The organism is Actinomadura luzonensis, assembly GCF_022664455.2.
In the GTDB taxonomy this organism is placed as follows: Bacteria; Actinomycetota; Actinomycetes; order Streptosporangiales; family Streptosporangiaceae; genus Nonomuraea; species Nonomuraea luzonensis.
This window is the reverse complement of record NZ_JAKRKC020000003.1, coordinates 653,158-675,097: the sequence shown is the minus strand read 5'-3', so window position 1 is coordinate 675,097 and position 21,940 is coordinate 653,158. Positions and strand designations below refer to the sequence as shown.

Annotated in this window: 21 protein-coding genes; 14 read left to right on the top strand and 7 right to left on the bottom strand. The window is 71.5% G+C overall.

What is annotated here, in order from left to right; translation table 11 throughout:
- Window positions 1-298: 298 nt before the first annotated feature.
- Together dprA and MF672_RS48125 are read left to right on the top strand one after the other, a co-directional pair.
- The gene (dprA, locus tag MF672_RS48130; protein WP_308210677.1) at window positions 299-1,615 is read left to right on the top strand and encodes a DNA-processing protein DprA; all 1,317 of its coding nucleotides are present in this window, start codon (window positions 299-301) and stop codon (window positions 1,613-1,615) included.
- Window positions 1,616-2,018: 403 nt separating this feature from the next.
- Window positions 2,019-2,900, top strand: coding sequence for a tyrosine recombinase XerC (locus MF672_RS48125; RefSeq protein WP_407654820.1), 882 nt, complete (start codon window positions 2,019-2,021; stop codon window positions 2,898-2,900).
- Window positions 2,901-3,560: 660 nt separating this feature from the next.
- Here the strand turns inward: MF672_RS48125 and MF672_RS48120 are convergent.
- Entirely contained in the window at window positions 3,561-4,859 is a 1,299-nt protein-coding gene (locus tag MF672_RS48120) for a M23 family metallopeptidase (protein WP_242374515.1), read from the bottom strand.
- Window positions 4,860-5,073: 214 nt separating this feature from the next.
- On the opposite strand from MF672_RS48120, the gene MF672_RS48115 reads away from it, so the two are divergent.
- From MF672_RS48115 to MF672_RS51715, 3 genes are read left to right on the top strand one after another with little or no spacing between them, the layout of a single operon-like run.
- Entirely contained in the window at window positions 5,074-5,661 is a 588-nt protein-coding gene (locus tag MF672_RS48115) for a dihydrofolate reductase family protein (protein ID WP_242374514.1), read from the top strand.
- 14 nt (window positions 5,662-5,675) lie between these two features.
- The gene (locus tag MF672_RS48110; protein ID WP_242374513.1) at window positions 5,676-6,053 is read left to right on the top strand and encodes a YciI family protein; all 378 of its coding nucleotides are present in this window, start codon (window positions 5,676-5,678) and stop codon (window positions 6,051-6,053) included.
- Window positions 6,050-7,558, top strand: a complete 1,509-nt coding sequence (locus MF672_RS51715) for an RNA polymerase sigma factor (protein ID WP_302893425.1) — start codon at window positions 6,050-6,052, stop codon at window positions 7,556-7,558. The genes MF672_RS48110 and MF672_RS51715 overlap by 4 nt, the downstream gene beginning before the upstream one ends.
- A 52-nt stretch (window positions 7,559-7,610) precedes the next feature.
- On the opposite strand, the gene MF672_RS48100 is transcribed toward MF672_RS51715, so the two are convergent.
- Window positions 7,611-8,960, bottom strand: a complete 1,350-nt coding sequence (locus tag MF672_RS48100) for an MFS transporter (protein ID WP_242374512.1) — start codon at window positions 8,958-8,960, stop codon at window positions 7,611-7,613.
- Window positions 8,961-9,036: 76 nt separating this feature from the next.
- Here MF672_RS48100 and MF672_RS48095 point away from each other — a divergent pair, with 76 nt between their 5' ends.
- The 6 genes from MF672_RS48095 to MF672_RS48070 all read left to right on the top strand — a co-directional run bounded on the left by MF672_RS48095 (window position 9,037) and on the right by MF672_RS48070 (window position 14,943).
- Complete coding sequence (locus tag MF672_RS48095; protein WP_242374511.1) at window positions 9,037-9,657, top strand: ArsR/SmtB family transcription factor; 621 nt, start codon at window positions 9,037-9,039, stop codon at window positions 9,655-9,657.
- A gap of 340 nt (window positions 9,658-9,997) precedes the next feature.
- Window positions 9,998-10,951, top strand: coding sequence for a 30S ribosomal protein S2 (gene rpsB, locus MF672_RS48090; RefSeq protein WP_242374510.1), 954 nt, complete (start codon window positions 9,998-10,000; stop codon window positions 10,949-10,951).
- A 687-nt stretch (window positions 10,952-11,638) separates the two neighbouring features.
- Window positions 11,639-12,472, top strand: coding sequence for a translation elongation factor Ts (tsf, locus tag MF672_RS48085; protein ID WP_242374508.1), 834 nt, complete (start codon window positions 11,639-11,641; stop codon window positions 12,470-12,472).
- Between the two features lie 168 nt (window positions 12,473-12,640).
- The gene (gene pyrH, locus MF672_RS48080; protein WP_020545359.1) at window positions 12,641-13,339 is read left to right on the top strand and encodes a UMP kinase; all 699 of its coding nucleotides are present in this window, start codon (window positions 12,641-12,643) and stop codon (window positions 13,337-13,339) included.
- A 46-nt stretch (window positions 13,340-13,385) separates the two neighbouring features.
- A complete protein-coding gene (gene frr, locus MF672_RS48075) occupies window positions 13,386-13,943 on the top strand; it encodes a ribosome recycling factor (RefSeq protein ID WP_242374507.1) in 558 nt (185 codons plus the stop codon).
- Between the two features lie 160 nt (window positions 13,944-14,103).
- A complete protein-coding gene (locus tag MF672_RS48070) occupies window positions 14,104-14,943 on the top strand; it encodes a phosphatidate cytidylyltransferase (RefSeq protein ID WP_242374506.1) in 840 nt (279 codons plus the stop codon).
- A 13-nt stretch (window positions 14,944-14,956) separates the two neighbouring features.
- Here the strand turns inward: MF672_RS48070 and MF672_RS48065 are convergent, their stop codons facing one another.
- Window positions 14,957-15,976 carry a suppressor of fused domain protein gene (locus tag MF672_RS48065; RefSeq protein WP_242374505.1) on the bottom strand — a complete coding sequence of 340 codons (1,020 nt, stop codon included), beginning with the start codon at window positions 15,974-15,976 and terminating at the stop codon, window positions 14,957-14,959.
- A 117-nt stretch (window positions 15,977-16,093) separates the two neighbouring features.
- Between MF672_RS48065 and rlmN the strand changes: the two genes are divergently transcribed.
- Window positions 16,094-17,194 carry a dual-specificity RNA methyltransferase RlmN gene (gene rlmN, locus MF672_RS48060; RefSeq protein ID WP_242374504.1) on the top strand — a complete coding sequence of 367 codons (1,101 nt, stop codon included), beginning with the start codon at window positions 16,094-16,096 and terminating at the stop codon, window positions 17,192-17,194.
- Here the strand turns inward: rlmN and MF672_RS48055 are convergent, their stop codons facing one another.
- Together MF672_RS48055 and MF672_RS48050 are read right to left on the bottom strand one after the other, a co-directional pair.
- On the bottom strand, window positions 17,195-17,863 hold the full coding sequence (locus tag MF672_RS48055; RefSeq protein WP_242374503.1) for a hypothetical protein: 669 nt from the start codon (window positions 17,861-17,863) through the stop codon (window positions 17,195-17,197). It lies immediately after the preceding gene.
- Window positions 17,860-18,585: an ABC transporter ATP-binding protein gene (locus MF672_RS48050; RefSeq protein WP_242374502.1), complete on the bottom strand. Its 726-nt coding sequence runs from the start codon at window positions 18,583-18,585 to the stop codon at window positions 17,860-17,862. The genes MF672_RS48055 and MF672_RS48050 overlap by 4 nt, the downstream gene beginning before the upstream one ends.
- Window positions 18,586-18,702: 117 nt before the next feature.
- On the opposite strand from MF672_RS48050, the gene MF672_RS48045 reads away from it, so the two are divergent.
- A complete protein-coding gene (locus tag MF672_RS48045; RefSeq protein WP_242374501.1) occupies window positions 18,703-19,227 on the top strand; it encodes a DivIVA domain-containing protein in 525 nt (174 codons plus the stop codon).
- Here the strand turns inward: MF672_RS48045 and MF672_RS48040 are convergent.
- Complete coding sequence (locus tag MF672_RS48040) at window positions 19,224-19,871, bottom strand: HAD family hydrolase (protein WP_242374500.1); 648 nt, start codon at window positions 19,869-19,871, stop codon at window positions 19,224-19,226. The two genes, MF672_RS48045 and MF672_RS48040, sit on opposite strands and share 4 nt — an antisense overlap.
- A 19-nt stretch (window positions 19,872-19,890) precedes the next feature.
- On the opposite strand from MF672_RS48040, the gene MF672_RS48035 reads away from it, so the two are divergent.
- Window positions 19,891-20,373 (top strand): GNAT family N-acetyltransferase, encoded by a 483-nt coding sequence (locus MF672_RS48035; RefSeq protein WP_242374499.1) that lies wholly within the window; start codon window positions 19,891-19,893, stop codon window positions 20,371-20,373.
- On the opposite strand, the gene MF672_RS48030 is transcribed toward MF672_RS48035, so the two are convergent.
- Complete coding sequence (locus MF672_RS48030; protein WP_242374498.1) at window positions 20,370-21,905, bottom strand: FAD-dependent monooxygenase; 1,536 nt, start codon at window positions 21,903-21,905, stop codon at window positions 20,370-20,372. The two genes, MF672_RS48035 and MF672_RS48030, sit on opposite strands and share 4 nt — an antisense overlap.
- Between the last annotated feature and the right edge of the window lie 35 nt (window positions 21,906-21,940).

Here is a 21,940-nt window from a genome sequence, read left to right as displayed (position 1 = left end):
GCCGCCAACTGATCCGCACCTTCCAGACGAGCCCGAACCAGTCATCCCCACGCCTCACCACCGACCCGGCCAACCACCTCCTCCCGAAGCCGTCGGCAACACTGAAACCGCTCCATCGCCAACAACCGACCCCATGGCAACGGCTACCGCAAGGACTACGGCCGCATCGACCCGTCCCGCAACAGCCGCCTCGGCGATAAGGCAAAAGGACGTATCACCCGGCAAAACTGCAACAGCAGCAGTAACAGCAGCAGACACCTCTCAGCCCCGAGCCGAGTACGAAGCCCGAGCCGCCTTGATGCGCGCGGCGGATGTCGGCGATCCACTCATGGGCCGCCTGGTCACCCGTTACGGAGCAGCCGCAGCAGTGGAGGCCATCCGCAACCGAAGCCTCCCACCGCACTTCGCGCACCAGGAGACGACGCAACGCGACCGCCCTCAAGAGAGCCTGATATCCCGCCTGAACGCCTGGCACGCCCGCCTGGCGGCCTCCAACCCGATCGCCGACCTCGAGAACGGCCTCGCATCCGGTGCTCGCCTGATCATCCCGGGAGACGCCGAATGGCCCACTCAGCTCGATCAACTGGGCTCCAGTCGTCCCCTCGGCCTCTGGCTGCACGGCACAGCCGACCTCCGCTTCTCCTGCCTGAAGTCCGTGGCCGTGGTAGGCGCCCGGTCCGCCAGCGCCTACGGCGTGCACATGGCGGCCGAATTCGGAGTCGGCCTCGGCGAATCCGGCTGGACCGTCGTGTCGGGCGGCGCGTTCGGCGTGGACAGTGCCGCGCACAAGGGAGCGCTGGCCAGTGGCGGCCCGACCGTCGTCGTGCTGGCCTGCGGCGTGGACGTCTGCTATCCGAGCAGCCATGACGCCCTCTTCGCCGCCGTGCGCAAGCAAGGAGTGATCGTCAGCGAATGCCCTCCGGGAGTGCACCCCACCCGGGCCCGCTTCCTGATCAGAAATCGCCTGATCGCCGCCCTGTCGCGCGGGACGGTGGTAGTGGAAGCCGCCCTGCGCAGCGGCGCCCTGAACACCGCCACCCACGCCCTCACCCTCAACCGCCACCTGGCCGCCGTACCGGGCCCGGTCACCTCCCGCATGTCCGCCGGCTGCCACCGCCTCCTCCGCGAACGCAAAGCAGTCTGCGTCACCTCGCCGGAGGAGATGATCGACCTCGTCGGCGTGCTGGGCGACGACCTGGCCTCGCACTCCCGCCCTCCGGCGGTCGCCCGCGACAAGCTCAATGACCCCACCAAGCGGGTGCTCGACGCCGTGCCCACGCGGGGAGGGGCCGGGCCGGCGTCGATCGCGGTAGCGGCAGGCGTGAGTCTGGGAGAAGCGCTGAGCGCCTTGGGCGGCCTCGCCGCCGCCGGCTACATAGAGCGCTCAACGGACGGCTGGCGCCTGCGCAAAACAACAACGTCCTACCGCAAAGCCCCGGACTCCGCAGCCCTCGTGCCCCGGCGCGCGGACGACGACTCGGACCCGACCCAGGACCCGCCGTTCCCGGACGAGGACGACCTCGAAGACCACGATCACAACCGTGCGATCCCCGACAACCAACCCGACCAGGGCGACAACCCTCACCGGCCGACATGCCAGCCAGGAAGACTATGAACCGACGGTACGGACGAACAGCCTCCCGCAGCGGAACACGTGCGTGTCGTCGACGGCGATCGTGGTCAGGACGAAGACCTCTCGTGCCTCCTTCGGCACGCACGATGGAGCACGCGCCTCTGGCGAGGATGGAGCAGCAGGAGGGTTGTCGCGAAGGAGTGATCCCGCTTCTGAGGCACCTGGCCGGTGCAGGTGCAGCCCACCAGATGTACGCCTAGTTGATGAGGAGGCCCTGGCGGAAGAATCGGGCTCTCTGGTGCCGCCCCCTTTTCGTCCCCGTCCACCAATCCTGGTCCTACGAATAACGAATCATGGTGAAGCTGTGTCGTGGACGGAGGTTTGGGTTTGGGGGTGGGCGGGAGTGGCACGATCGGTGTGATGAATGGTGCTTGGAGGGGTGGGCTTGGGCAGGGATGAGGTCGTTGCGGCGTTCGGGCGGTACCTGCGCTTTGAGCGGGACCTTTCGCCGCACACGGTCAGGGCGTACCTGGTTGATGTCAACAGCCTGCTCGACCACCTACGCGGTCCCATTGAGGAACTCGACGTCGGTGTGCTGCGGGAGTGGCTCGCTCAACAGCACGATGCCGGGAAGGCGCGGGCTACTCTGGCGCGACGGGCGGCCTGTGCGCGTACTTTCACGGCGTTCTGTCATCGGGAGGGGTGGCTGCGGGCGGATCCCGGGCTGCTGCTGGGCAGTGCCAAAGCTCCCCGCGATCTGCCGACCGTGCTTGATCAGGAGCAGGCGCGGGAGGTTTTGGACGCTGCGTCTGGCGTTGAGCCCAAGGAATTGCGGGATCGAGCGATTCTAGAGTTGTTGTACGCCACCGGCGTCCGAGTCAGTGAGCTGTGCGGGCTCGATGTGGATGATGTGGACAGGGATCGGCACGTCATCCGTGTGATGGGAAAAGGGCGCAAGGAACGGTCGGTGCCCTTTGGCTTGCCGGCGCTCCGGGCGCTGGACCGGTGGTGTATTCACGGACGGCCGCTCTGGGTGCGGGCCGGGTCAGGGGCGGCGCTCTTTCTCGGGGTACGGGGAGGGCGGATCGACGCGGGGACGGTCCGGCGCGTGGTGCATGCGGGGCTGGCCCAGGTGGAGGGCGCTCCGGACATGGGGCCCCACGGGCTGAGGCACAGTGCGGCTACGCACCTGTTGGAGGGCGGGGCGGATTTGCGTAGCGTTCAGGAGCTTCTGGGGCATGCGTCGCTGAACAGTACGCAGATTTATACGCATGTTTCGATCGAGCGGTTGCGGGCGGCGTATAAGCAGGCGCATCCACGGGCGTGAGCAGGGGCGGGCGGTGATGTTGGACGGCTGGCGGTGATGTCCGCGGAATGGTTGCGGGGTCCGCCGGCCGGATGGCAATGATGCTTGGCGAATGGGAGTGGTTGCCAGGGTAGGCGAGTGTATCGTCGCTGGTCGCTGGTCGCTGGTCGCTGGTCGCTGGTGGCCTGTCGCCCGTCGCCCGGCGTCTGGCGCTCACTGTCCGCCTGCCGCCGTCCCTGCTTGGATGCTTTTGCTCGCCGTCCGGCCGCTCGCCGTCCGGCCGCTCGCCGTCCGGCCGCTCGCCGTCTGTCGCTCGTTGCTGGGCCATCCGTCGCTCGTCGCCTGGTGTGGTCGCCGGTCGCGTCCCGCGGGTGGTGTAGTTCGGCTCTCGCGTGAGGCTCTGCTGGTTTGACTATGCCGTCATCAGTTCGCTGCGCGGTGCTCGACGCTCACCATTGTCCGCGGTCGGTGTCGGGCGCCCAATGCCACCAGCCGCTGCCTTATTTCCGCTGTCCGTCCTGCCCGCTGGCCGCCGTCTGCGTAGGGCGTGCTACGTAAGGCGTGGCCTCTGTCTGTGAGTTTGCCTTTTGCCGTCTGGGCGTCGGCGTTCGTTGCCTGTCGCATTGCCGTTGTGGTTGGACCTTTCACCTGCGCTTTTGAGGCGGAGGGCTGTCTCGGTATTCAGAAGGAGGGGGTGGAGCGGCCTTTTCGGTGTCTTCGGTTGCCTTCGCTTTTGTGGGCTTCTTGTCGTCTTTTGCGGTGTCGGCCGCCCTGGGCTCGCGGAGAGGGGTTTTGGGGCGTTCGGCTACGGCGTTGGCGGCGGTTGGAATGGTTGCGATGGCGGCGCAGAGCGGTCAGAAGAAAGCACGAGGCGATCAGTAGGGCGATAGGGAGCGCCATTGTGGTCTTGTCTGCGAGGGCGGTGGATTTGCTGAGGCTGTAGGACCTTGGGAAAGGCGCTAGTGGGCGGTGCTGGAAAGAGGAGCGGCGGTTGGGGGTCGGAGGCAGTGTTGGTGATGAAGGGACGGTGATGTCGGAGGCGTCTGGGAGGGGAGTGGCGGGTGCTGCTTGCACGATGGGTTGGTTTGGGGTGAGGCGGAGGAGGTGGTTTGGGGTTGGTTGGGGGTTTTGGCGCAGGGCGGGGTGGAGGGGCTGGTTCTGGGGGCGCCAGGGGACGTGGTCTGGGGTTGGTTCGGGCCAGAGGGGCTTGTTGGCGGGGAGCCATGGAATCTGGTTGAGGGGGGTGGTTGGGCGGAGGGCGTCGTGCGGAGTAGGCCATGGAGCCTGGTCTGGGGTGGGCCAGAGGGGGAGGAGGCGGATGGGGGCTTGGCCTAGGAGGAGGAGAGGGTTCAGGTAGCGGGCTCCGCGGAGGAGGCCCCAATGGAGGCAGGACTCCTGGCAGTGCGGCTTCGTGGGTTGCAGGAGGCCTAGCTCTGTGCCTGGCGTGATGGTCTGGCCTCGTTTCACCGAGGGGGTCAGTGGCATGTAGGTGGTGCGTAGGCCGTCGGTGTGGGCGATGGTCACTACGCCCCTTCCGCCTACCTGGCCGGCGAAGCGGATCGTGCCTGCGCCTGCTGCCAGGACTGGCGTGAAGGGTGGGGCGGCCAGGTCTATGCCTCGGTGGCCGGCGAGCCAGCGCTCCGGGGGCGGGGTGAAGCGTCTGAGGATGCGGGGGTGGCCGGTCAGGGGCCAGCGCCAGTCGGGGGGTGAGGCTCTGGCCGGGGAGGCGGGCAGGGCCAGGAACGCGGTCGTCAGTAGCAGGGGGAAGAGGGCGGTGAAGGGGCGGAGGGTGAGGGCGTAGGTGCCGCGAGAGGCGCGGTGGGAGGTTCCGCGAAGGGAGCGGCGGAAGGTGTCATGAGGGGAGTAGCGGAGGGTGTCGCCTGAGGGGTGGTGGGCGGGGTCCTGTGCGGGGTCATGGGAGGAGGGGTTGGGGGTGACCTGCGAGGGGGTGTAGGCGGGAGAGGTGGGGTGGGGGTGCACGTGGGGAGTTTCGCGGGCGGTGGCGTTCGGTCGGGTGGGTGAACGGGGTTCTGTGGACAGCGGGGTGTTCTGCTGGTCGGCGTGGTGTGTTCCGGGGATTGGGTGGCACTGATTTTTCCTTTAGTGGGGATGTCTGTTTGGGGGGTCGGTTCTCGTCATCACTGTGTCGGGCCGCGGACGGCGGCTCCACCGGTACGGGACGAGGAGTGGCGGGATGGGCACCATCAGCGCCTTTGAGAGCGTCAGCTTGGACGGCGTCATGCAGGGTCCGGGGCGCGCGGACGAGGACACCAGGGACGGGTTCCGGCACGGCGGCTGGGGCGTGGGGTACGCGGACGAGGTGACCGGGCGGTTGGCCGGGTCGGGGATGGCCCGCACCACGGCGCTGCTTTTCGGGCACCGGTCGTACGACGATCTGCTGCGGCACTGGACGTCGGTCGCCGAGCCCAACCCGTTCACCGACTCGCTCCTGAAGCAGCGCAAGTACGTCGTGACCCGTGACGAGGGCGCCGAGCTCGCCTATCCCAACTCGACGCGGTTGGCGGGCGAGGCGGTCGAGACCGTCGCCCGGTTGAAGGCCGAGGTCGACGGGGTGATCACGGTGATCGGGAGCGGGGCGTTGGTGCGCTCGCTGCACGCGGCCGGGCTGGTCGACGAGTACGTCCTGCTGGTCCATCCCGTCGTGCTGGGAACGGGTACCCGGCTGTTCGGCGCGGGTGACGGCGGCCGTACTGATCTTGTGCTTGAGGAGTCGGTCACGTCCACGACCGGGGTCGTCGTCACGCGTTATCAGGTGAAGTGAGAAAGGATCGCGACATGCGTTACATGCTCCTGTTCCACTACAGCGAGGAAAGCGAAGAGTCGATCGGGGCGGAGATGATCGCCGCCGGCATGCGGGCGTTCGCCAGTTACGCCGCGACGCTGGAGCAGGCGGGCATCCTGGTGAGCGGGCAGGTGTTGCAGCCGTCGGCCGCTTCGACCACGCTGACCTGCGTCAGCGGGGAGCCGCGCGTCCAGGACGGGCCGTTCGCCGACACCAAGGAACAGCTCGGCGGCGTGATCATCATCGACGTCCCGGACCTCGACACGGCCCTGGAGTGGGCGCGGCAGGCGCCGCCGGCCTCCTGGGGTACGGTCGAGATCCGGCCCGGCGCCACGCACATCGAGGCCGGCGCGTGGGTGCCGTCGTCATGACCGGCGAGCCGGCCGCGGACGTCGCGGAGCGCACGGCGCGGACGTCCTTCGGCCGGCTCGTGGCGCTGCTCGCTGGATCCACCGGTGACCTGCAGCTCGCCGAGGACACGCTGGCGGAGGCGTTCGAGCAGGCGCTGACGACGTGGCCGCGCGACGGGGTGCCGGACAACCCGGAGGGGTGGCTCCTCACCGTGGCGCGCAATCGCCAGAGGGACTTCTGGAAGTCCGCCGCGTACCGTCGTTCGAGGCCCGGGTCCCTGGAGGACGTCGCTGGTCAGGGAGGCGCCGCGGGTCTCGCGGGTCATGTGGGCCGTGGAAGCCGCTTCGGGCACGGTGACAGCGGGGTCGAGGGCGGGCTCGGGAGCGACATCGGTCATGCGGACGGGCCCGGGGGCGGGAGTGACGGCGGGCGCGGGGGCGGGGGTGACGGCGGGCCCGGAGGTGGGGGTGACGGCGGGCCCGGGGGCGGGGGTGACGGCGGGGGCGACGGCGGGCTCGGGGGCGGGGCCGGGGCGGCGAGTGCTTCCGGTCCGCTGGACGGGCTCGACCCGGACGCGATACCCGACCGGCGTCTTGCCCTGCTCTTCGTCTGCGCGCACCCGGCGATCGCCGCGAACGTCCGCACGCCGCTGATGTTGCAGACCGTGCTCGGCTTCGACTCCGCCGAGATCGCCCGGGCGTTCGCCGTGCCCCCGGGGGCGATGTCGCAACGGCTGGTACGCGCCAAGCGGCGGATCCGCGACGCCCGCATCCCCTTCGTCGTCCCGGGCCGGCAGGCGATGCTCGAGCGGCTGGCGCCGGTGCTGGAGGCGGTGTACGGCTGCTACGCGCTGACCTGGCGGGAACGCGGCGACGGCCGGTCGCTCGCCGGCGAGGCCCGGTACCTCGCCACCACCGTGGCCACCCTGCTCGGGGACGAGCCGGAGGCGTGGGGGCTGGCCGCGCTGCTCACCCTGGCCTCGGCGCGGGCGGGGGAGCCGGGGCGGCCGTTCCAGCCGCTGGAGGAGCAGGACCCGTCAGGCTGGGACCGGCGGCTCATCGCCGCGGGCGAGCGCTACCTCCGCAGGGCCGAGCGTCCCGGGCGGGCGCCCGGGCGGTTCCAGCTGGAGGCGGCGATCCAGGCGGTGCACTGCGATCGCGCGAGGACCGGCAGGACGGACTGGGACGCGCTCCGCACCCTCTACGCCGCGCTGGTGGCCGTCGCGCCCAGCCTGGGGAGCCGGGTGGCGCAGGCGGCCGTGGCCGCGCGCACCGGCTCGCCCGAGGAAGCGCTCGGGCTGCTGGAGGCCCTGCCGCCGGAGCGGGAGCGCTTCCAGCCGTACCACGCGACCCGGGGCGAGCTGCTGGCGCGGCTCGGGCGGGGCGAGGAGGCGGCGAAGGCGTACGCGGAGGCCGCCGCGCTCACCGCTGACCCGGAGGTGCGGGCGTTCCTTGAGCGACGCGCGGCGGAAGCGCGCGCTTCCGCGAGCGGTGCGGTCGTGCGGACGTCTGCCGTGAGGGAGTGACGGGTTCTCGCTGGTCGGGCGGCAGACGAGGCGCGGGGTCAGAGCCGGCGGGTCAGGGCCAGAGGTGGCGCCGGGTGGCCATGAGGTGAGCCACGGTCTGCGGCTGCGGGTCCGGGAGGGAGACGCGGCCGCGGTACGGGCCGCGGGAGGCGGGCGGGCGTAGGGGAGAGGCCCAGATCCAGAGGGCGGCCAGGGCGATGCCCGCGGCGCACAGCAGGATCACCGGGCGCAGGCCCACGTGGTCGGCCGCCACGCCGCCGGCGAGGCCGCCGAGGGCCAGGACGCCCTGGGTGGCGAAGCTCATGGTGGCGTTGACGCGGCCGCGCAGCTCCGGGGGCGTCTCGCGGAGGGTGATGGCGCCCAGGCAGGTGGCGAAGGCGACGACGATGCCGCCGGTCATGAGCCCGGTCGCGGAGAGCGCGGTCAGCTTCCACCACAGGGGGCCGCCCAGGAGGCCCACCGTGAGGATCTCGGCGGGGAAGAAGAGCACGGTGACGAGGAGGATCCGGTTCTCGCCGAAGCGTTTGGTGAGGCGGGCGGTCAGCCAGGCGCCGAGCAGGCCGCCCGCGCCGCTGAGCGCGATCAGGGCGCCGATCAGGGCCTTGGGGATGCTCAGGGTGTTGAGCATGTAGAGCATGTGGACGGCGGTGTACGCCATCGCGAAGAAGTTGATGGTCACGCCGGCGGCCAGGAGGGCGCGCAGGGCCGGGTCGGTGAGGACGGCGCGCAGGCCCTCGGCGATCTCGCGCCGCATGCCGCGGGACGGCGCCGGCTCGTTGCGTTCCTCGGTGCGCATGGAGCGGAGCAGCAGGCCCGAGACCAGGAACGACACCGCCTCGGCCAGCACGGCGAGCGGCGCGGTGAGGAGCTGGACCAGCACGCCGGCCAGGCCGGGCCCGGCCACCGAGGCCAGCGAGTGACACGCCTGGAAACCGGCCATCGCCTCGACGCGCTGGGAGGGCGCGACCGTCCCCGCGACGTAGGAGAAGTTCGCGGACTTGAACACCACCGTCGCCGTGCCGATGAGCAGGGCGACCGCGACGAGCCAGGGGATGCTCAGCACGCCGAGGAGCCAGGCCAGGGGGACCGTGGCGGCCGCCGCGCAGGCGACGAGCTCGCAGGCGATCATCAGCGGCCGGTGCCGGGAGAGCCGGTCGGCGACGGCGCCCGCCTGCAGGCCGAACAGGAGCGCGGGCAGGGAGGCGGCGGCCGTCAGCAGCCCCATCTGGGACGGGGACGCGGTGAGCAGCGTGACGGCCGTCAGGGGGACGGCCACCTTGGAGACCTCGGAGCCGGTGACCGAGATCGTCCGGGCGGCCCAGAGGAGGCGGTAGTCGCGTTGCCGGCGGAGCGGCGGCGGGGTCGCGGGGAGGGCCGGCGAGGTCTGAAAGGTTTGCTTCACAATTTATGAAGGTAACCCTTCAGAGTTCTGAAGGCAATCCTTCATAGTGATTCGTCCTAGCCGGTACCTTGGGCGCATGAAGCGGGACAGTGGCGTGCTCAGCGACCCTAAGGCGATGCGGGCGCTGGCCCACCCGGCGCGGCTGATGATCCTCAACCGGCTCGAGGCGGAGGGGAGCGCCACCGCCACGGAGGTGGCGGAGATCGCCGGCATCACGCCCAGCGCGGCCAGTTACCACCTGCGGATGCTGGCCAAGTACGGGTTCGTCGAGGACGCGCCGCCCCGGGGGGACGGGCGGGAGCGGCTCTGGCGGGCCAGCGGCCGGCCGCTGAGCGTGGGCGTCCACCCCGAGGACCAGCCCGAGGTGCGGGACGCCAAGGTCGCGCTGATGATGGCCTTCCGGAGGGAGGCCAACCAGGAGGCCGACCGGGCGCTGGCCAACGTCGAGACGGAGCCGGAGGAGTGGCGGGACGCGACGGTGTTCAACCGGATCAGGGTGCGGGCGACCGCGGAGGAGCTGGTACGGCTCAACGCGGAGATCCGTGAGCTGGTCGAGCCGTACGCGGCGCGGCGGCGGCAGGCGGAGGGGGACGTGCCGAGCGGGGCCCGGATGGCCGAGGTGCAGGTCAACCTGTTCCCGGTGGCCAAGCGGCCGGTTCCCGGGCTGCCGACGGAGGACCACGGGAGCGGAGGGTGAGCGGCGCGAGGCTCGGCCCCGCCGGGGATCCGGCCGCACGGCGGTGGGCGGCCCGGAGGTGACGGCCCGGAGCACTGCGGGGCGTTCTGGATGGATATGCAGGATGCGGGCCGGCGTTTGACCTCAGGCGGTCAGGCCGGGGTGGTGTGCAAGGTAGACTTTTCGGTGGCCTGTAGCCGCAGGCCGACTTCGCATGCCTCATTGCGGACCGCGCCATCGGTCCGGGCCCAGTGCCCGGCTGGAGCGGGTTCGGGGCATCAGGGCGGCAGACAACGCGCTGCCGCGGCACAACCGAGAACCGCGCCCATCCGCAGGGCGCCCAGACCTGGAGGACCAGCAGATGGCCCCCGTCGTCACCATGCGACAGCTGCTCGAGAGCGGCGTTCACTTCGGTCACCAGACCCGGCGCTGGAACCCGAAGATGAAGCGCTTCATCTTCACCGAGCGCAACGGCATCTACATCATCGACCTGCAGAAGTCGCTCTCCTACATCGACCGCGCCTACGACTTCGTCAAGGAGACGGTCGCCCACGGCGGCACGATCCTGTTCATCGGCACGAAGAAGCAGGCCCAGGAGGCCATCTCCGAGCAGGCCGCCCGCGTCGGCATGCCGTACGTCAACCAGCGCTGGCTGGGCGGCATGCTCACCAACTTCTCCACCGTGCACAAGCGGCTGCAGCGTCTGAAGGAGCTCGAGGAGCTCGACTTCGACAACGTCGCCGGCTCGGGGCTCACCAAGAAGGAGCTCCTCATGCGCCGCCGCGAGAAGGACAAGCTGGAGCGCACGCTCGGCGGTATCCGTGACATGGGCCGCGTGCCCAGCGCGGTGTGGGTCGTCGACACCAAGAAGGAGCACATCGCGATCAGCGAGGCCAAGAAGCTTGGCATCCCGGTCGTCGCGATCCTCGACACCAACTGCGACCCCGACGAGGTCGACTACCCGATCCCGGGCAACGACGACGCCATCCGCGCCGTCGGCCTGCTGACCAGGGTCGTCGCCGACGGTGTCGCCGCCGGTCTCATGGCCCGCTCCGGCGCCGCCCGCGGCGACGAGAAGCCCGCTGCCGCCGAGCCGCTGGCCGAGTGGGAGCGCGAGCTGATCGAGCAGGGCACCGGTGAGGCCCCCGCCGCCGAGGCCGCCGAGGCCCCGGCTGCCGAGGCTCCCGCCGCTGAGGCCCCCGCCGAGGCTGAGGCTCCGGCCGAGGCTCCCGCTGAGGCTCCGGTCGCCGAGGCCAGCGCCGAGGAGAGCGCTCCGGCCGCCGAGGCCGAGGGCGAGGCCCAGCAGCAGGCCTGACCCGTACGCGCGCAGCGGCCGCGCTTCCGTCCCGAGTGCGGGACGGTGACGGTCGCGGCCGGCTCGATCGGGCCGGCCGCGGCCCTCGTCCCCGGCGGGGCGAGCGGGTGGCCCGGGCCTGACCAGGACGGCTGACATCTGAATCAGGGCGGAATCACCGGTCGGCGGTCCGTCGAGGTGCGCGGCACCGGTACGTGGTGCGCGCGCCGCCGGCGGTCAGGCGGCTGGACAACCGGCCCGCCGCGCTGTCGGATGGCTGGGCGGCCGGTCGGCGACGAGCCGGTGAGGGCGGCGGGTGAGCTGAAGTGGTGTGCCAGGTGGTACGGCGCGGCGAGGCTGGGCAGTATGCCAGCGAAGCAGCGGCGACCGGCCAGGCCCACCGCCCGACGGCCCGGCGCCCGCCGGACCCGGTGCCGAAGGCCCCAGGTTCGAAGGCCCAAGTTCGAAAGGCCCAGGTTCAAAAGGCCCAGGTTCAAAAGGCCCAGGTTCGAAGGCCGCAGGAAGGCCCGAAGGTCCGGGGCTCAGGGCCGGACGAGCGCGAAGGCCCGAGGCCGCGAGCAGGACGAAGGCTCCGGTACGGCACGCTCCTGCCGTACCGGCCACGAGGACGACAAAGGGCGGACGACCGATCAGGACGTCCACCCCGACCACGATGACGACGACGAAATCCCACGAGGAAAAAGAGCAATGGCTTCCGTGAACATGGCCGACGTCAAGCGGCTTCGCGAGATCACCGCTGCCGGCATGATGGACTGCAAGAAGGCGCTCGAGGAGGCCGAGGGCGACTTCGACCGCGCCGTCGAGCTGCTGCGCCTGAAGGGCGCCAAGGACGTGGGCAAGCGCGAGGCCCGCACCGCCTCCAACGGCCTGGTCGCGCTCAAGCAGGACGGCGACTCGGTCGCCGCGCTGCTGGAGCTCAACTGCGAGACCGACTTCGTGGCCAAGGGCGAGCGCTTCCAGGAGCTGGCGGCCCAGGTCGTCGCGCACGTCCTGGAGACCAAGCCGGCCGACGTGGCCGCGCTGCTGGAGTCCTCCTTCGACGGCAAGACCGTCAAGGAGCACCTCGACGTGGCCAACGCCGCGCTGGGCGAGAAGATCGAGATCCGCCGCTTCGCGGTGCTCGAGGGCGGCTACATCGGCTCGTACATGCACAAGACCGACCCGGCGCTGCCGCCGGCCGTCGGCGTGCTGGTGCAGCTCGACAAGCCGAACGCCGAGGTCGCCAAGGACATCGCGCAGCACGCCGCCGCGATGGCCCCGCAGTACCTGAAGGCCGACTCCGTGCCCGCCGAGGTCGTCGAGAAGGAGCGCAAGCTCTTCGAGGAGATGACCCGCGACGAGGGCAAGCCCGAGGCCGCCATCGGCAAGATCGTCGAGGGCCGCGTCAACGGCTGGTACAAGGACTTCACGCTGCTGCAGCAGGCGTTCGTCAAGGACAACAAGAAGAGCGTCGGCAAGTACGCCGAGGAGAACGGCGTCGAGGTCCTCGGCTTTGTCCGCTTCAAGGTCGGTCAGGCTTAGGCTTAGGCCAGCCACCACCGGGCAAGCCGCGAAGCCAGAGGATCGATCCACCGAATGAAGGAGGCCGCCGCCGTGCAGGACCACCGGGAGTCAGCCCACGAGACCGCACGGACGGCGGCCGACTCGTCTCCACATCCGCCCGGCAACCACCTCAGGTGGAAGCGGGTGATGCTGAAGCTGTCGGGCGAGGCGTTCGCGGGCAGCGAGCCGCTGGGCATCGACCCGACAATCGTCGACCACCTGGCCGACTCGATCGCCGAGGCGGTCAAGGAGGGCGTGCAGGTCGCCGTCGTGGTCGGCGGCGGCAACATGTTCCGCGGCGCCACCCTGTCGCAGGGCGGCATCGACCGGGCCCGCGCCGACTACATGGGCATGCTGGGCACGGTCATCAACTGCCTGGCCCTGCAGGACTTCCTGGAGCGGCGGGGCGTCGAGACCCGCGTCCAGACCGCCATCACGATGCAGCAGGTGGCCGAGCCGTTCCTGCCGCGCCGCGCGATCCGGCACCTGGAGAAGGGCCGCGTCGTGATCTTCGGCGCCGGGCTCGGCTCGCCGTACTTCTCGACCGACACCGCCGCGTCGCAGCGCGCCCTGGAGATCGGCGCCGAGGCGCTGCTGAAGGGCACGCAGGTGGACGGCATCTACGACTCCGACCCGCGCAAGAACCCGGACGCCGTCCGGTTCGACCACCTCGACTACGGCGAGGTGCTGCTGCGCGACCTCGCGGTCATGGACGCCACCGCGATCAGCCTGTGCAAGGACAACGATCTGCCGATCGTGGTCTTCGACCTGATGGGCGAGGGCAACATCCTGCGTGCGGTACGCGGTGAGAAAATCGGCACGCTGGTGAGTCCCGCAGGGAAATGACGGAGCGAGCCCGACACCGCCAGCTAGAAGACGACAGGGAGCCGCTGTGATCGACGAAACCCTCCTCGAAGCCGAGGAAAAAATGGACAAGGCCGTCTCGGTCGCGAAGGAGGACTTCGCGACCATCCGGACGGGCCGGGTCACGCCTTCGATGTTCAACAAGATCAGCGCCGAGTACTACGGGACGCCGACGCCCATCCAGCAGCTGGCGTCCTTCCACGTGCCCGAGGCGCGCATGGTGCTGATCCAGCCCTACGACAAGAGCTCGATGGGCGCCATCGAGAAGGCGATCCGCGACTCCGACCTCGGCGTCAACCCCACCGACGACGGCCAGGTGATCCGCGTGACGTTCCCCGAGCTGTCGGAGGAGCGCCGCAAGGAGTACATCAAGGTCGCCAGGAACAAGGGCGAGCACGCCAAGGTCTCCATCCGCAACATCCGCCGCACCGCCAAGGACGCCCTCGACAAGCTGGTCAAGGACGGCGAGGCGGGCGAGGACGAGGTCCGGCGCGCCGAGAAGGAGCTGGACGACCTGACGCAGAAGCACGTCGCCAAGGTCGACGAGCTGCTCAAGCACAAGGAAGCCGAGCTGCTCGAGGTCTGAGCGGCGCGCCCCGCGGCGGGCCGCCCCCATCCGGCGGGTCGCCGAGCAGGCGGCCGTCACACCGGGCGGATCGCCCGGCCGGGCGGGTCGCCGAGCAAGCGGGTCATGCCCCCTACGGCCCTCGCCTCGTGGCGGGGGCCGTGGCCCTTTGGAGAGGTCAGTGGAAGAACGTACGGCCGGCACCAGCCCGAGCGGCGGCAGCCGTACCGGTAGGAACCTGCCCGCGGCGATCGCCGTCGGCGTGGTCCTCGGGGCGCTCGTCCTCGTCACGCTCTACACGATCAAGGAGCTGTTCCTCGTGGTGGTCGTCGGCGCGGTCGGCGTCGGCGTGCTGGAGCTGGTCAAGGCGTTCGCGCTGCGCGGCATCAAGGTCCCGGCCGTGCCGGTGCTGGCGGGGCTGGCGGCGATGCAGGCGGCGGCCTACTGGGGCGGGCCGGTGTGGCTGCTGGCCGCGTTCGCGGTCTTCGCGTTCGTGCTGCTGGTGTGGCGGATGTTCAGCGACGGCACTGACGGCTACGTCCGCGACGCCACGGCGTCGGTGTTCACGCTCTTCTACCCGGCCCTGCTCGCGGCGTTCGCCGCCATGTTGCTGCGTGAGGCGGACGGCCACCACCGGGTGCTGATCTTCATCGCGGTGACCGTGGCCAGCGACATCGGCGGGTATGCGGCGGGCGTGCTGTTCGGCAGGCACCAGATGACCGCCATCAGCCCGAAGAAGACCTGGGAGGGCTTCGCCGGGTCGCTGGTGGCGTGCGTCGCGGTCGGCGGCTGGCTGGTGACGTGGCTGCTCGGCGGGCAGGTGTGGCAGGGCGCGCTGATCGGGGCCCTCGGCGCGCTGCTGGCGACGGTGGGCGACCTCATCGAGTCGATGATCAAGCGGGATCTCGGCATCAAGGACCTGGGCACGATCCTGCCGGGGCACGGCGGGCTGATGGACCGGCTGGACTCCCTGGTGACCACGCTGGTGCCGGTCTGGCTGCTGCTCACCCTTTTCTTCTAGGGGGGCCTCCGGCTCAGCGGTGCGCCTCCAGGGCGTCGTGCGTGACGGGGGTGAGCCAGAGCCACCGGACGGCCTCCCCACCGAACGCGAATCCTGACATGTCAGGCATGTGGGGGGCGTCGGCCGTCATCAGCACCCCCGAGTACTGCGGCCCCAGCGGAAACGTCGCCGGCTCGTGATACCACTTGGCGGTGTGCCCGTGCCCCAGCCAGGTCACCGAGTGCCACGGATACTGCGCCAGCCACACCAGCAGCAGCGCCGCGTCCCGCGGGTCCTCGCGGGTGGCCACGGCCAGCTCGATCCTGGCGTACGCGCCGGGCTTGTCGATCCACTGCTCGACCGTCGGCATGCGTTGGCAGCTCATCCCCACGGTCGACAGCACCGCGAAGTCCCGCTTGCCGTGCGGCGGGCGCTCGGTGATGCCGACCGTCGGCAGCCGTTCGCCGCTGGCGTCCCAGTACCGCCCGGCCGGCCCCAGCACCCGGTCCAGGTGCCCCATCACGAACTGCTGGAACGACGGCCACGACCCCTCGCTGTGCCGCCACCGCCAGTACGACCTGGCATTGGCGATACGGGGTTCGAGCCCTTCCAGCGCCTCCGACAGCGCCCAGGCGAACGGCGACTCGCCCACCGCGTCGCGGGCGTAGCCGGGCATGCCGCGGCTCATGTCCGCCCAGCCGGGGATGACCGCCAGCAGGTCGTCGTCCTCGTAGATCGCGACGCCGTCGCCCTCCTCGAACCACAGCGCGGTGAGCTGCCCGAGCGGGCGGCGGCCCGCCGGGTCCAGCGTGTACGGGCGCGGCATCAGCGGCGGCAGACCGGAGTTGAGCCGCGCGAGGTCCACCACGGCGGGGGCGGGCCGGTGGTTGGCCAGCCAGACGGCGCCGTGGACGGTGCCGTCGGGCGAGCACAGGTAAGCTACCGAGGCGTCCTCGTCCCGCTCGACGACGAGCGTGCGGCTCCCGTACGGGTTGCCGACGGCGAGAACCACCTCGGCGCCACCCTCGCCGGACGCCGACCGAAAAATCGCCATACGTGAGCACTGTAGATCCGGCGGAGACCAGGATGCGAGCCGTACGCCGACCAGGAATGCCGCCTCCGCCCCCGACGTTGATTACCCTGGTCCCATACCCCGAGCAAAGGCAGTAACGTGTCCCAGCCACCAGGTCAGCTCACCTTCGTCGCGCCGCGACGGGCCAAGCCCGCCCGGCACCTGGCCGACCTGCCGATGCCCGAGCGGCGGGCCGCGGTCACGGAGCTGGGCGAGAAGGCCTTCCGCGCCGACCAGCTCTCGCGCCACTACTTCGAGCGGCTGACGACGGACGTCGCGGCGATGACCGACCTGCCGGCCGCCGCCCGCGAGAAGCTGTCGGCGCTGCTGCCGACCCTGCTGACCCCGGTCAAGGAGCTGACCACCGACGGCGGCACGACGCGCAAGACGCTCTGGCGGCTGTTCGACGGGGCGCTGGTCGAGTCGGTGCTCATGCGCTACCCCGACCGGGTCACGATGTGCGTGTCCTCGCAGGCCGGCTGCGGCATGAACTGCCCGTTCTGCGCCACCGGCCAGGCGGGCCTGACCCGCAACATGTCCACCGCCGAGATCGTCGAGCAGGTCGTGGCGGGCGCGCGGGCGCTGGCGGCCGGCGAGGTGCCGGGCGGCCCGGGGCGGGTCAGCAACGTCGTGTTCATGGGCATGGGCGAGCCGCTGGCCAACTACAAGCAGGTCATCGGCGCGGTCCGGCGGCTGGTCGAGCCGGCCCCGCACGGGCTCGGCATCTCGGCGCGCGGCGTGACCGTCTCGACGGTCGGCCTGGTCCCGGCCATCGGCAAGCTCGCCGACGAGGGGCTGCCGGTGACGCTGGCGCTGTCGCTGCACGCGCCCGACGACGAGCTGCGCGACACGCTGGTGCCGATCAACACCCGGTGGAAGGTGGCCGAGGTGCTGGAGGCCGCGTGGGCGTACGCGGCGCGGACCAAGCGGCGCGTCTCCATCGAGTACGCGCTGATCAAGGACGTCAACGACCAGGAGTGGCGGGCCGACCTGCTCGGCAAGCTGGTCAAGAACAAGCTGGTGCACGTCAACCTCATCCCGCTCAACCCGACGCCCGGCTCCAAGTGGACCGCCTCGCGGCCGGAGGACGAGCGGGCGTTCGTGCGGCGGCTGCAGTTCCACGGCGTGCCGGTGACCGTGCGCGACACGCGCGGCCGGGAGATCGACGGGGCCTGCGGGCAGCTCGCCGCCGCCGAGTGATCAGCTCCTGAGGCGCCGCCAGGCGTACCAGGCCAGCGCGAGCAGGCACCAGAAGAGGGAGATCGCGGCCAGCTCCGGGAAGCGGGCGAGCAGCTCGCCGTCGGTGGCCGCGCGGATCCACACCACCAGCGGCACCGTCAGCCAGTACGCCGGCGAGAGGCTGAGCAGCAGCATCAGCAGGAACCCGAACACCAGCCCCATGATCGACAGGGCCGGGGAGGGCACGACGGCGCGGCTGGTGAGCGCGCCCAGCGCGGTGCCGACGAGCGCCGCGAGGGCGTGCAGCGCCACCCCGGCGGCGAGCACGCCGGACGGCGGCCGCGCGCTCACGCCGAGCAGCAGCGAGGCGGCCAGACCGACGGCGGCGAGCACCGCGCAGGCCGCGAACGCCGCCACGAGGCCCGCCGCGAGCTCCCTGCCCCGGCCGCCCACGCTCACCGCCGACATCTCCCGCTGCTGGTCGGGCTCGGTGTCGAGCAGGCTCCGGGCGGCCCAGGCCAGGATGGGGATGATCAGGATGGCGGTGGTGGCCAGCACGTTGGCCTCCTCGCCGCGCGGGGCCCGGCTGCCGTGCAGGATCGCCAGCATGGCGAGGGTCAGCAGGAGGCTCTGGTAGACCCGGTGCGAGCGCACGTAGGCGGCCACGCGGAAGACGGCGAGGGCGGTCATCGGGTGCTCTCCTCGATCTCGCGGGCCCGGTAGCCCTCCTCGCGCACTCGGGCGAGGAAGCCGGGCAGCTCGTCGCCGGGCAGGGTGACGGCGACGGTCACCAGCTCGTTCCCGGTGGACGGCGGCGCCTGCGGCTCGTACAGGCGGCCGTCGGCGACCGCCAGGTGGCGGAGGCCCGGCAGCGCGCGCAGGCCGCCCTGGTGGTCGCTGACGACGACGATGCCGCCCCGGCCGGCCACCTCCGCGGCGATCTCCGGCAGCGCGGCCCTGGTCTCGGCGTCCAGCCCGGCGAAGGGCTCGTCCATGATGAGCAGCCCCGGGTCGGCCATGAGCGCCTGGGCGAGCCCCACCTTGTGCCCGCTGCCCTTCGACAGCTCGCTCAGCGGCGTCTCCAGCAGGTGCTCCATGAGCAGCCGTTCGGCCCATGGCTCCCACCGCGCCCCGCCGCGCATGCGCGAGACGTGCCGCAGGTAGGCCGCCACGGTGAACGGCTGGGCGGTGGGGAACCGGTCGGGCGCGAACCCGACGACCGCCGGACGTCCGGTGATCGTGCCGCGCGTGGGGCGGGACAGCCCGGCCAGCAGCCGCAGCAGCGTGGACTTGCCGGCGCCGTTGACGCCGGTCAGCTCGATGACGTTGCCCGGCGCGAGCTCGGCGTCGGCGCCCTCGATGACGAAGGCGTCACGCCGTCGGTAGCGGAAAGAGACCTGGGACAGTCGCATGGTGGTGTAACGGTATATGTCGGGGTGCCTGACGGGCGTAAAGAGCCGCACAATGGTGGCACCCCGGCACGAGTCAGGAGGAGCGTGAGCTTGAACCGCTTTCCACGCGTCATGGGTATGCGTTCAGGCTATGACCCGGCGGAAGTCGACACGCTGATCGGCCGCATCGAGGCGACCCTGGGCCGCGGCCCCCGCTCCCTGGAGCCCGTCACCGCCGACGAGGTGCGCGCGGCCACCTTCCGCGCCCGGCGCGGCGGCTACCAGGAGACCGCGGTGGACTTCGCCCTGGAGGCGTTCGTGGTGGCGCTGGAGACGCAGGCCAAGTGGCCGGTCCGGCTGGCGATGGCCGAGCCCACGGGGGAGATGCTGCGCGAGGAGTGGTTCGAGACGCAGGCCGCCCGGGTGGAGCGCGTCGCCTTCCGCTCCGGCCGCATGGGCACCGGCTACAACGAGGACGAGGTCGACGCCTTCCTCGACCGCGTCGTGGCCACGCTGCGCGGCACCACCGACTACCCCGTGACGGCCAAGGACGTGCGGGAGGTCCGCTTCTCGACCGTGCTGCTGCGCTCCGGCTACCTCATCGCCGACGTGGACGCCTTCCTCGCCGGCATCGCCGACGTCCTGGACCAGCGCGGCGCCTAGCCGCTCTGCACGGCCGTGAGCAGGCCGTGCAGGTCGGGCAGCGCGCGCTGGATGATGCTGTCGTCGGGGGCGCGCTCGCCGAGCCGGTTGATCCACACCCGGCGGATGCCGAGCCGGTGCGCCGGCACCATGTCGTGGAAGTAGCTCTGCGCCACGTGCACCCAGTCGGACGGCTCGTGGGCCCGCCGGAACGTGGCGAAGTGCGCCTGGGACGGCTTGTAGTCGCCGGCGTCCTCGGCGGTCACCACCGCGTCGAACGGCACCGGCAGCCGCCGCAGGGTCCCGGCGATCAGGTCGCGGTCGCAGTTGGTGAGCAGCGCCAGGTTCCAGCCGGCCGCGCGCAGCGCCGACAGCTCGGCGCCGACCTCGGGGAAGACCGGCCAGTACGGGAGCGTGGCGGCCGCTACTGTCGCGTCGTCGTCGCTCAGCTCGATCTTCTCCTCCGCGCAGGCCCGGCGCAGCGTCTCGGCCAGCACGTGGCGGTAGCGGAGCCGCGGCGACTCGGCCTGCACCGCGTGCTCGTGCCGGTTGTACGCCTCCAGCAGCCGTTCCCCCTGGCCGGGGGCGATCAGCTCGGCGCTGGTGCGCAGGCCGTGCCGCCAGTCGACGAGAGTTCCGAAGCAGTCGAACGTCACCCATCTCATACGTCACATAATGGGCGACATGCGGCTGTCTGTACGACCCATCCGCCCCGACGACCACGACCGCGTCGCGGCGGTGCTGCGGGCGAGCTGGGGCGGCACGACCGTGGTCGCCCTGGGCCGGGGTGAGCTGCTGGACGCCGCCGCCCTGCCCGGCTTCGTGGCCGAGCTCGGCGGCGAGGTGGCCGGCGTCGTCACCTACCAGGAGCGGGACGGCGCGGTGGAGATCGTCACGCTCGACGCCACGCTGCCCGGCAGGGGAGCGGGGCGGGCGCTGCTGGACGCGGTCCGGGCGGCGGCCGCCGAGCGGGGCGCGGCCCGCCTGTGGCTGATCACCACGAACGACAACACCCACGCGCTCCGCTTCTACCAGCGTTACGGCTTCGACCTCGTGGCCCTGCACCGGAACGGGGTGGAGCGGGCCAGGAAGCTGAAGCCCGCCATCCCGGCCGCCGCCGACGGCATCCCGATCAGGCACGAGCTGGAGCTGGAGATCCTGCTCTAGGCGTGCAGCACGCGGCGCAGGACGTCCGCCAGCCGCTCGGCGTCCGGCTCGCCGTCGGCCGCCCAGGCGACGTACCCGTCGGGACGCACCAGGACGGCGTCGCGGCCGTAGCGCTCGGCCCAGCGGTGCTCGACGTCGCCCAGTTCGGCGCCGACCAGGTGGGCGCGCACGCCGTCCACCTTCCGCGCGGCGCGCGCCCACTCCTCGCCGCCCGGCCCGCACAGCAGCGTGAAGGCGTCGTGGAACAGGTCGTGGACGCCGATCCTGACGCCGTCGCGGTCCAGCCAGAGGTGCGGGGCGCGCACGCCGGGCCGGGCCACCTGCTCGACCCCGTCGCCGAACACCGGCGTCGGCCCCTCGCCGATCATGGCGGCGGAGGCGTAGCGCTGGCCGAGGATGCAGGTGATCGGGTCGGCCGGGTCGTCCTCGGGGTCGGGGCCGAAGCGAGCGGCCTGGCTGCGCACGGTCAGCTCGGCCAGCTCCAGGGCGACCGGGCGGCGCTCGGCCTCGTAGGTGTCGAGCAGGGCGTCCGAGGCCCGTCCGGCGAGCACGGCGGCGAGCTTCCAGGCCAGGTTGTGCGCGTCCTGGACGGCCGAGTTGGCGCCCATGGCCTGCGCCGGTGGCCAGACGTGGGCGGCGTCGCCGGCGAGGAGGACGCGGCCGGAGCGGAAGCGCTCGGCGATGCCGACGGCCTCCGTCCATGACGCCTTGCTGACCAGCTCGACGGGCAGGTCGCGGCCGATGAGCCGCCGGGCGGCGGCCAGGCAGCGCTCGTCGGTGAAGTCGGCGGGCGACTCGGTGGCGGGGTCGTAGGCGATCGCGATGCCCCAGTGGTCGCGCAGCGCGTGGGAGGCCATGGCTCCCATGGCGCCGGTGGCGGGGTCGCCGATGATCCAGAACAGGGCGCGCTTGGTGACGATCCGGGACAGGTCGGCGCGGATGACGAACGAGACGTAGTGGCGCAGCTCGCGCAGGCCGGGACGGGCGATGCCGAGCTGCTCCCTGATGCCGCTGCGGTAGCCGTCGGCGGCGACGACGTAGCGCGCCCGGACCGTGCGCGGCTCGCCGGTGGCCAGGTCGCGCAGCTCGGCGGTGACGCCGTCGGCGTCGGGCGCGATCGACTCGCACCGGGTGCCGAACCACAGCTCGGCGCCCTCGGCGCGGGCGGCCTCGACCAGGATCGGCTCGACCGTGCTCTGGTCGGCCAGGCAGAACTCGCCCGCCGTCAGCTCGGGCAGCGTGCGGGGGAACTCCTCGTCGAAGATCCACTGCCAGTCGTCCACGAGGCTCGCGCACCGGGCGACGCCGGCCTCGTCGGCGAAGGGGCGGCCCGCGTCCTTGACGCTCTCGGCCAGGCCGAGCGGGCGGTAGATCTCCAGCGTGCGCGGGTTGATGCCCCGCGCGCGGCCGAGCAGCGACACGTCGGTGTGGCGGTCGGCGAGCAGGCAGGGGACGCCCTGGTGGGCGAGGAAGAGCGCGGAGGCGAGGCCGGCGTAACCGCCGCCGACGATCAGCACGGGGGTTTCTCTCATGGCCTGATAGTCACACTGAAACTAGTTGCTCGTCA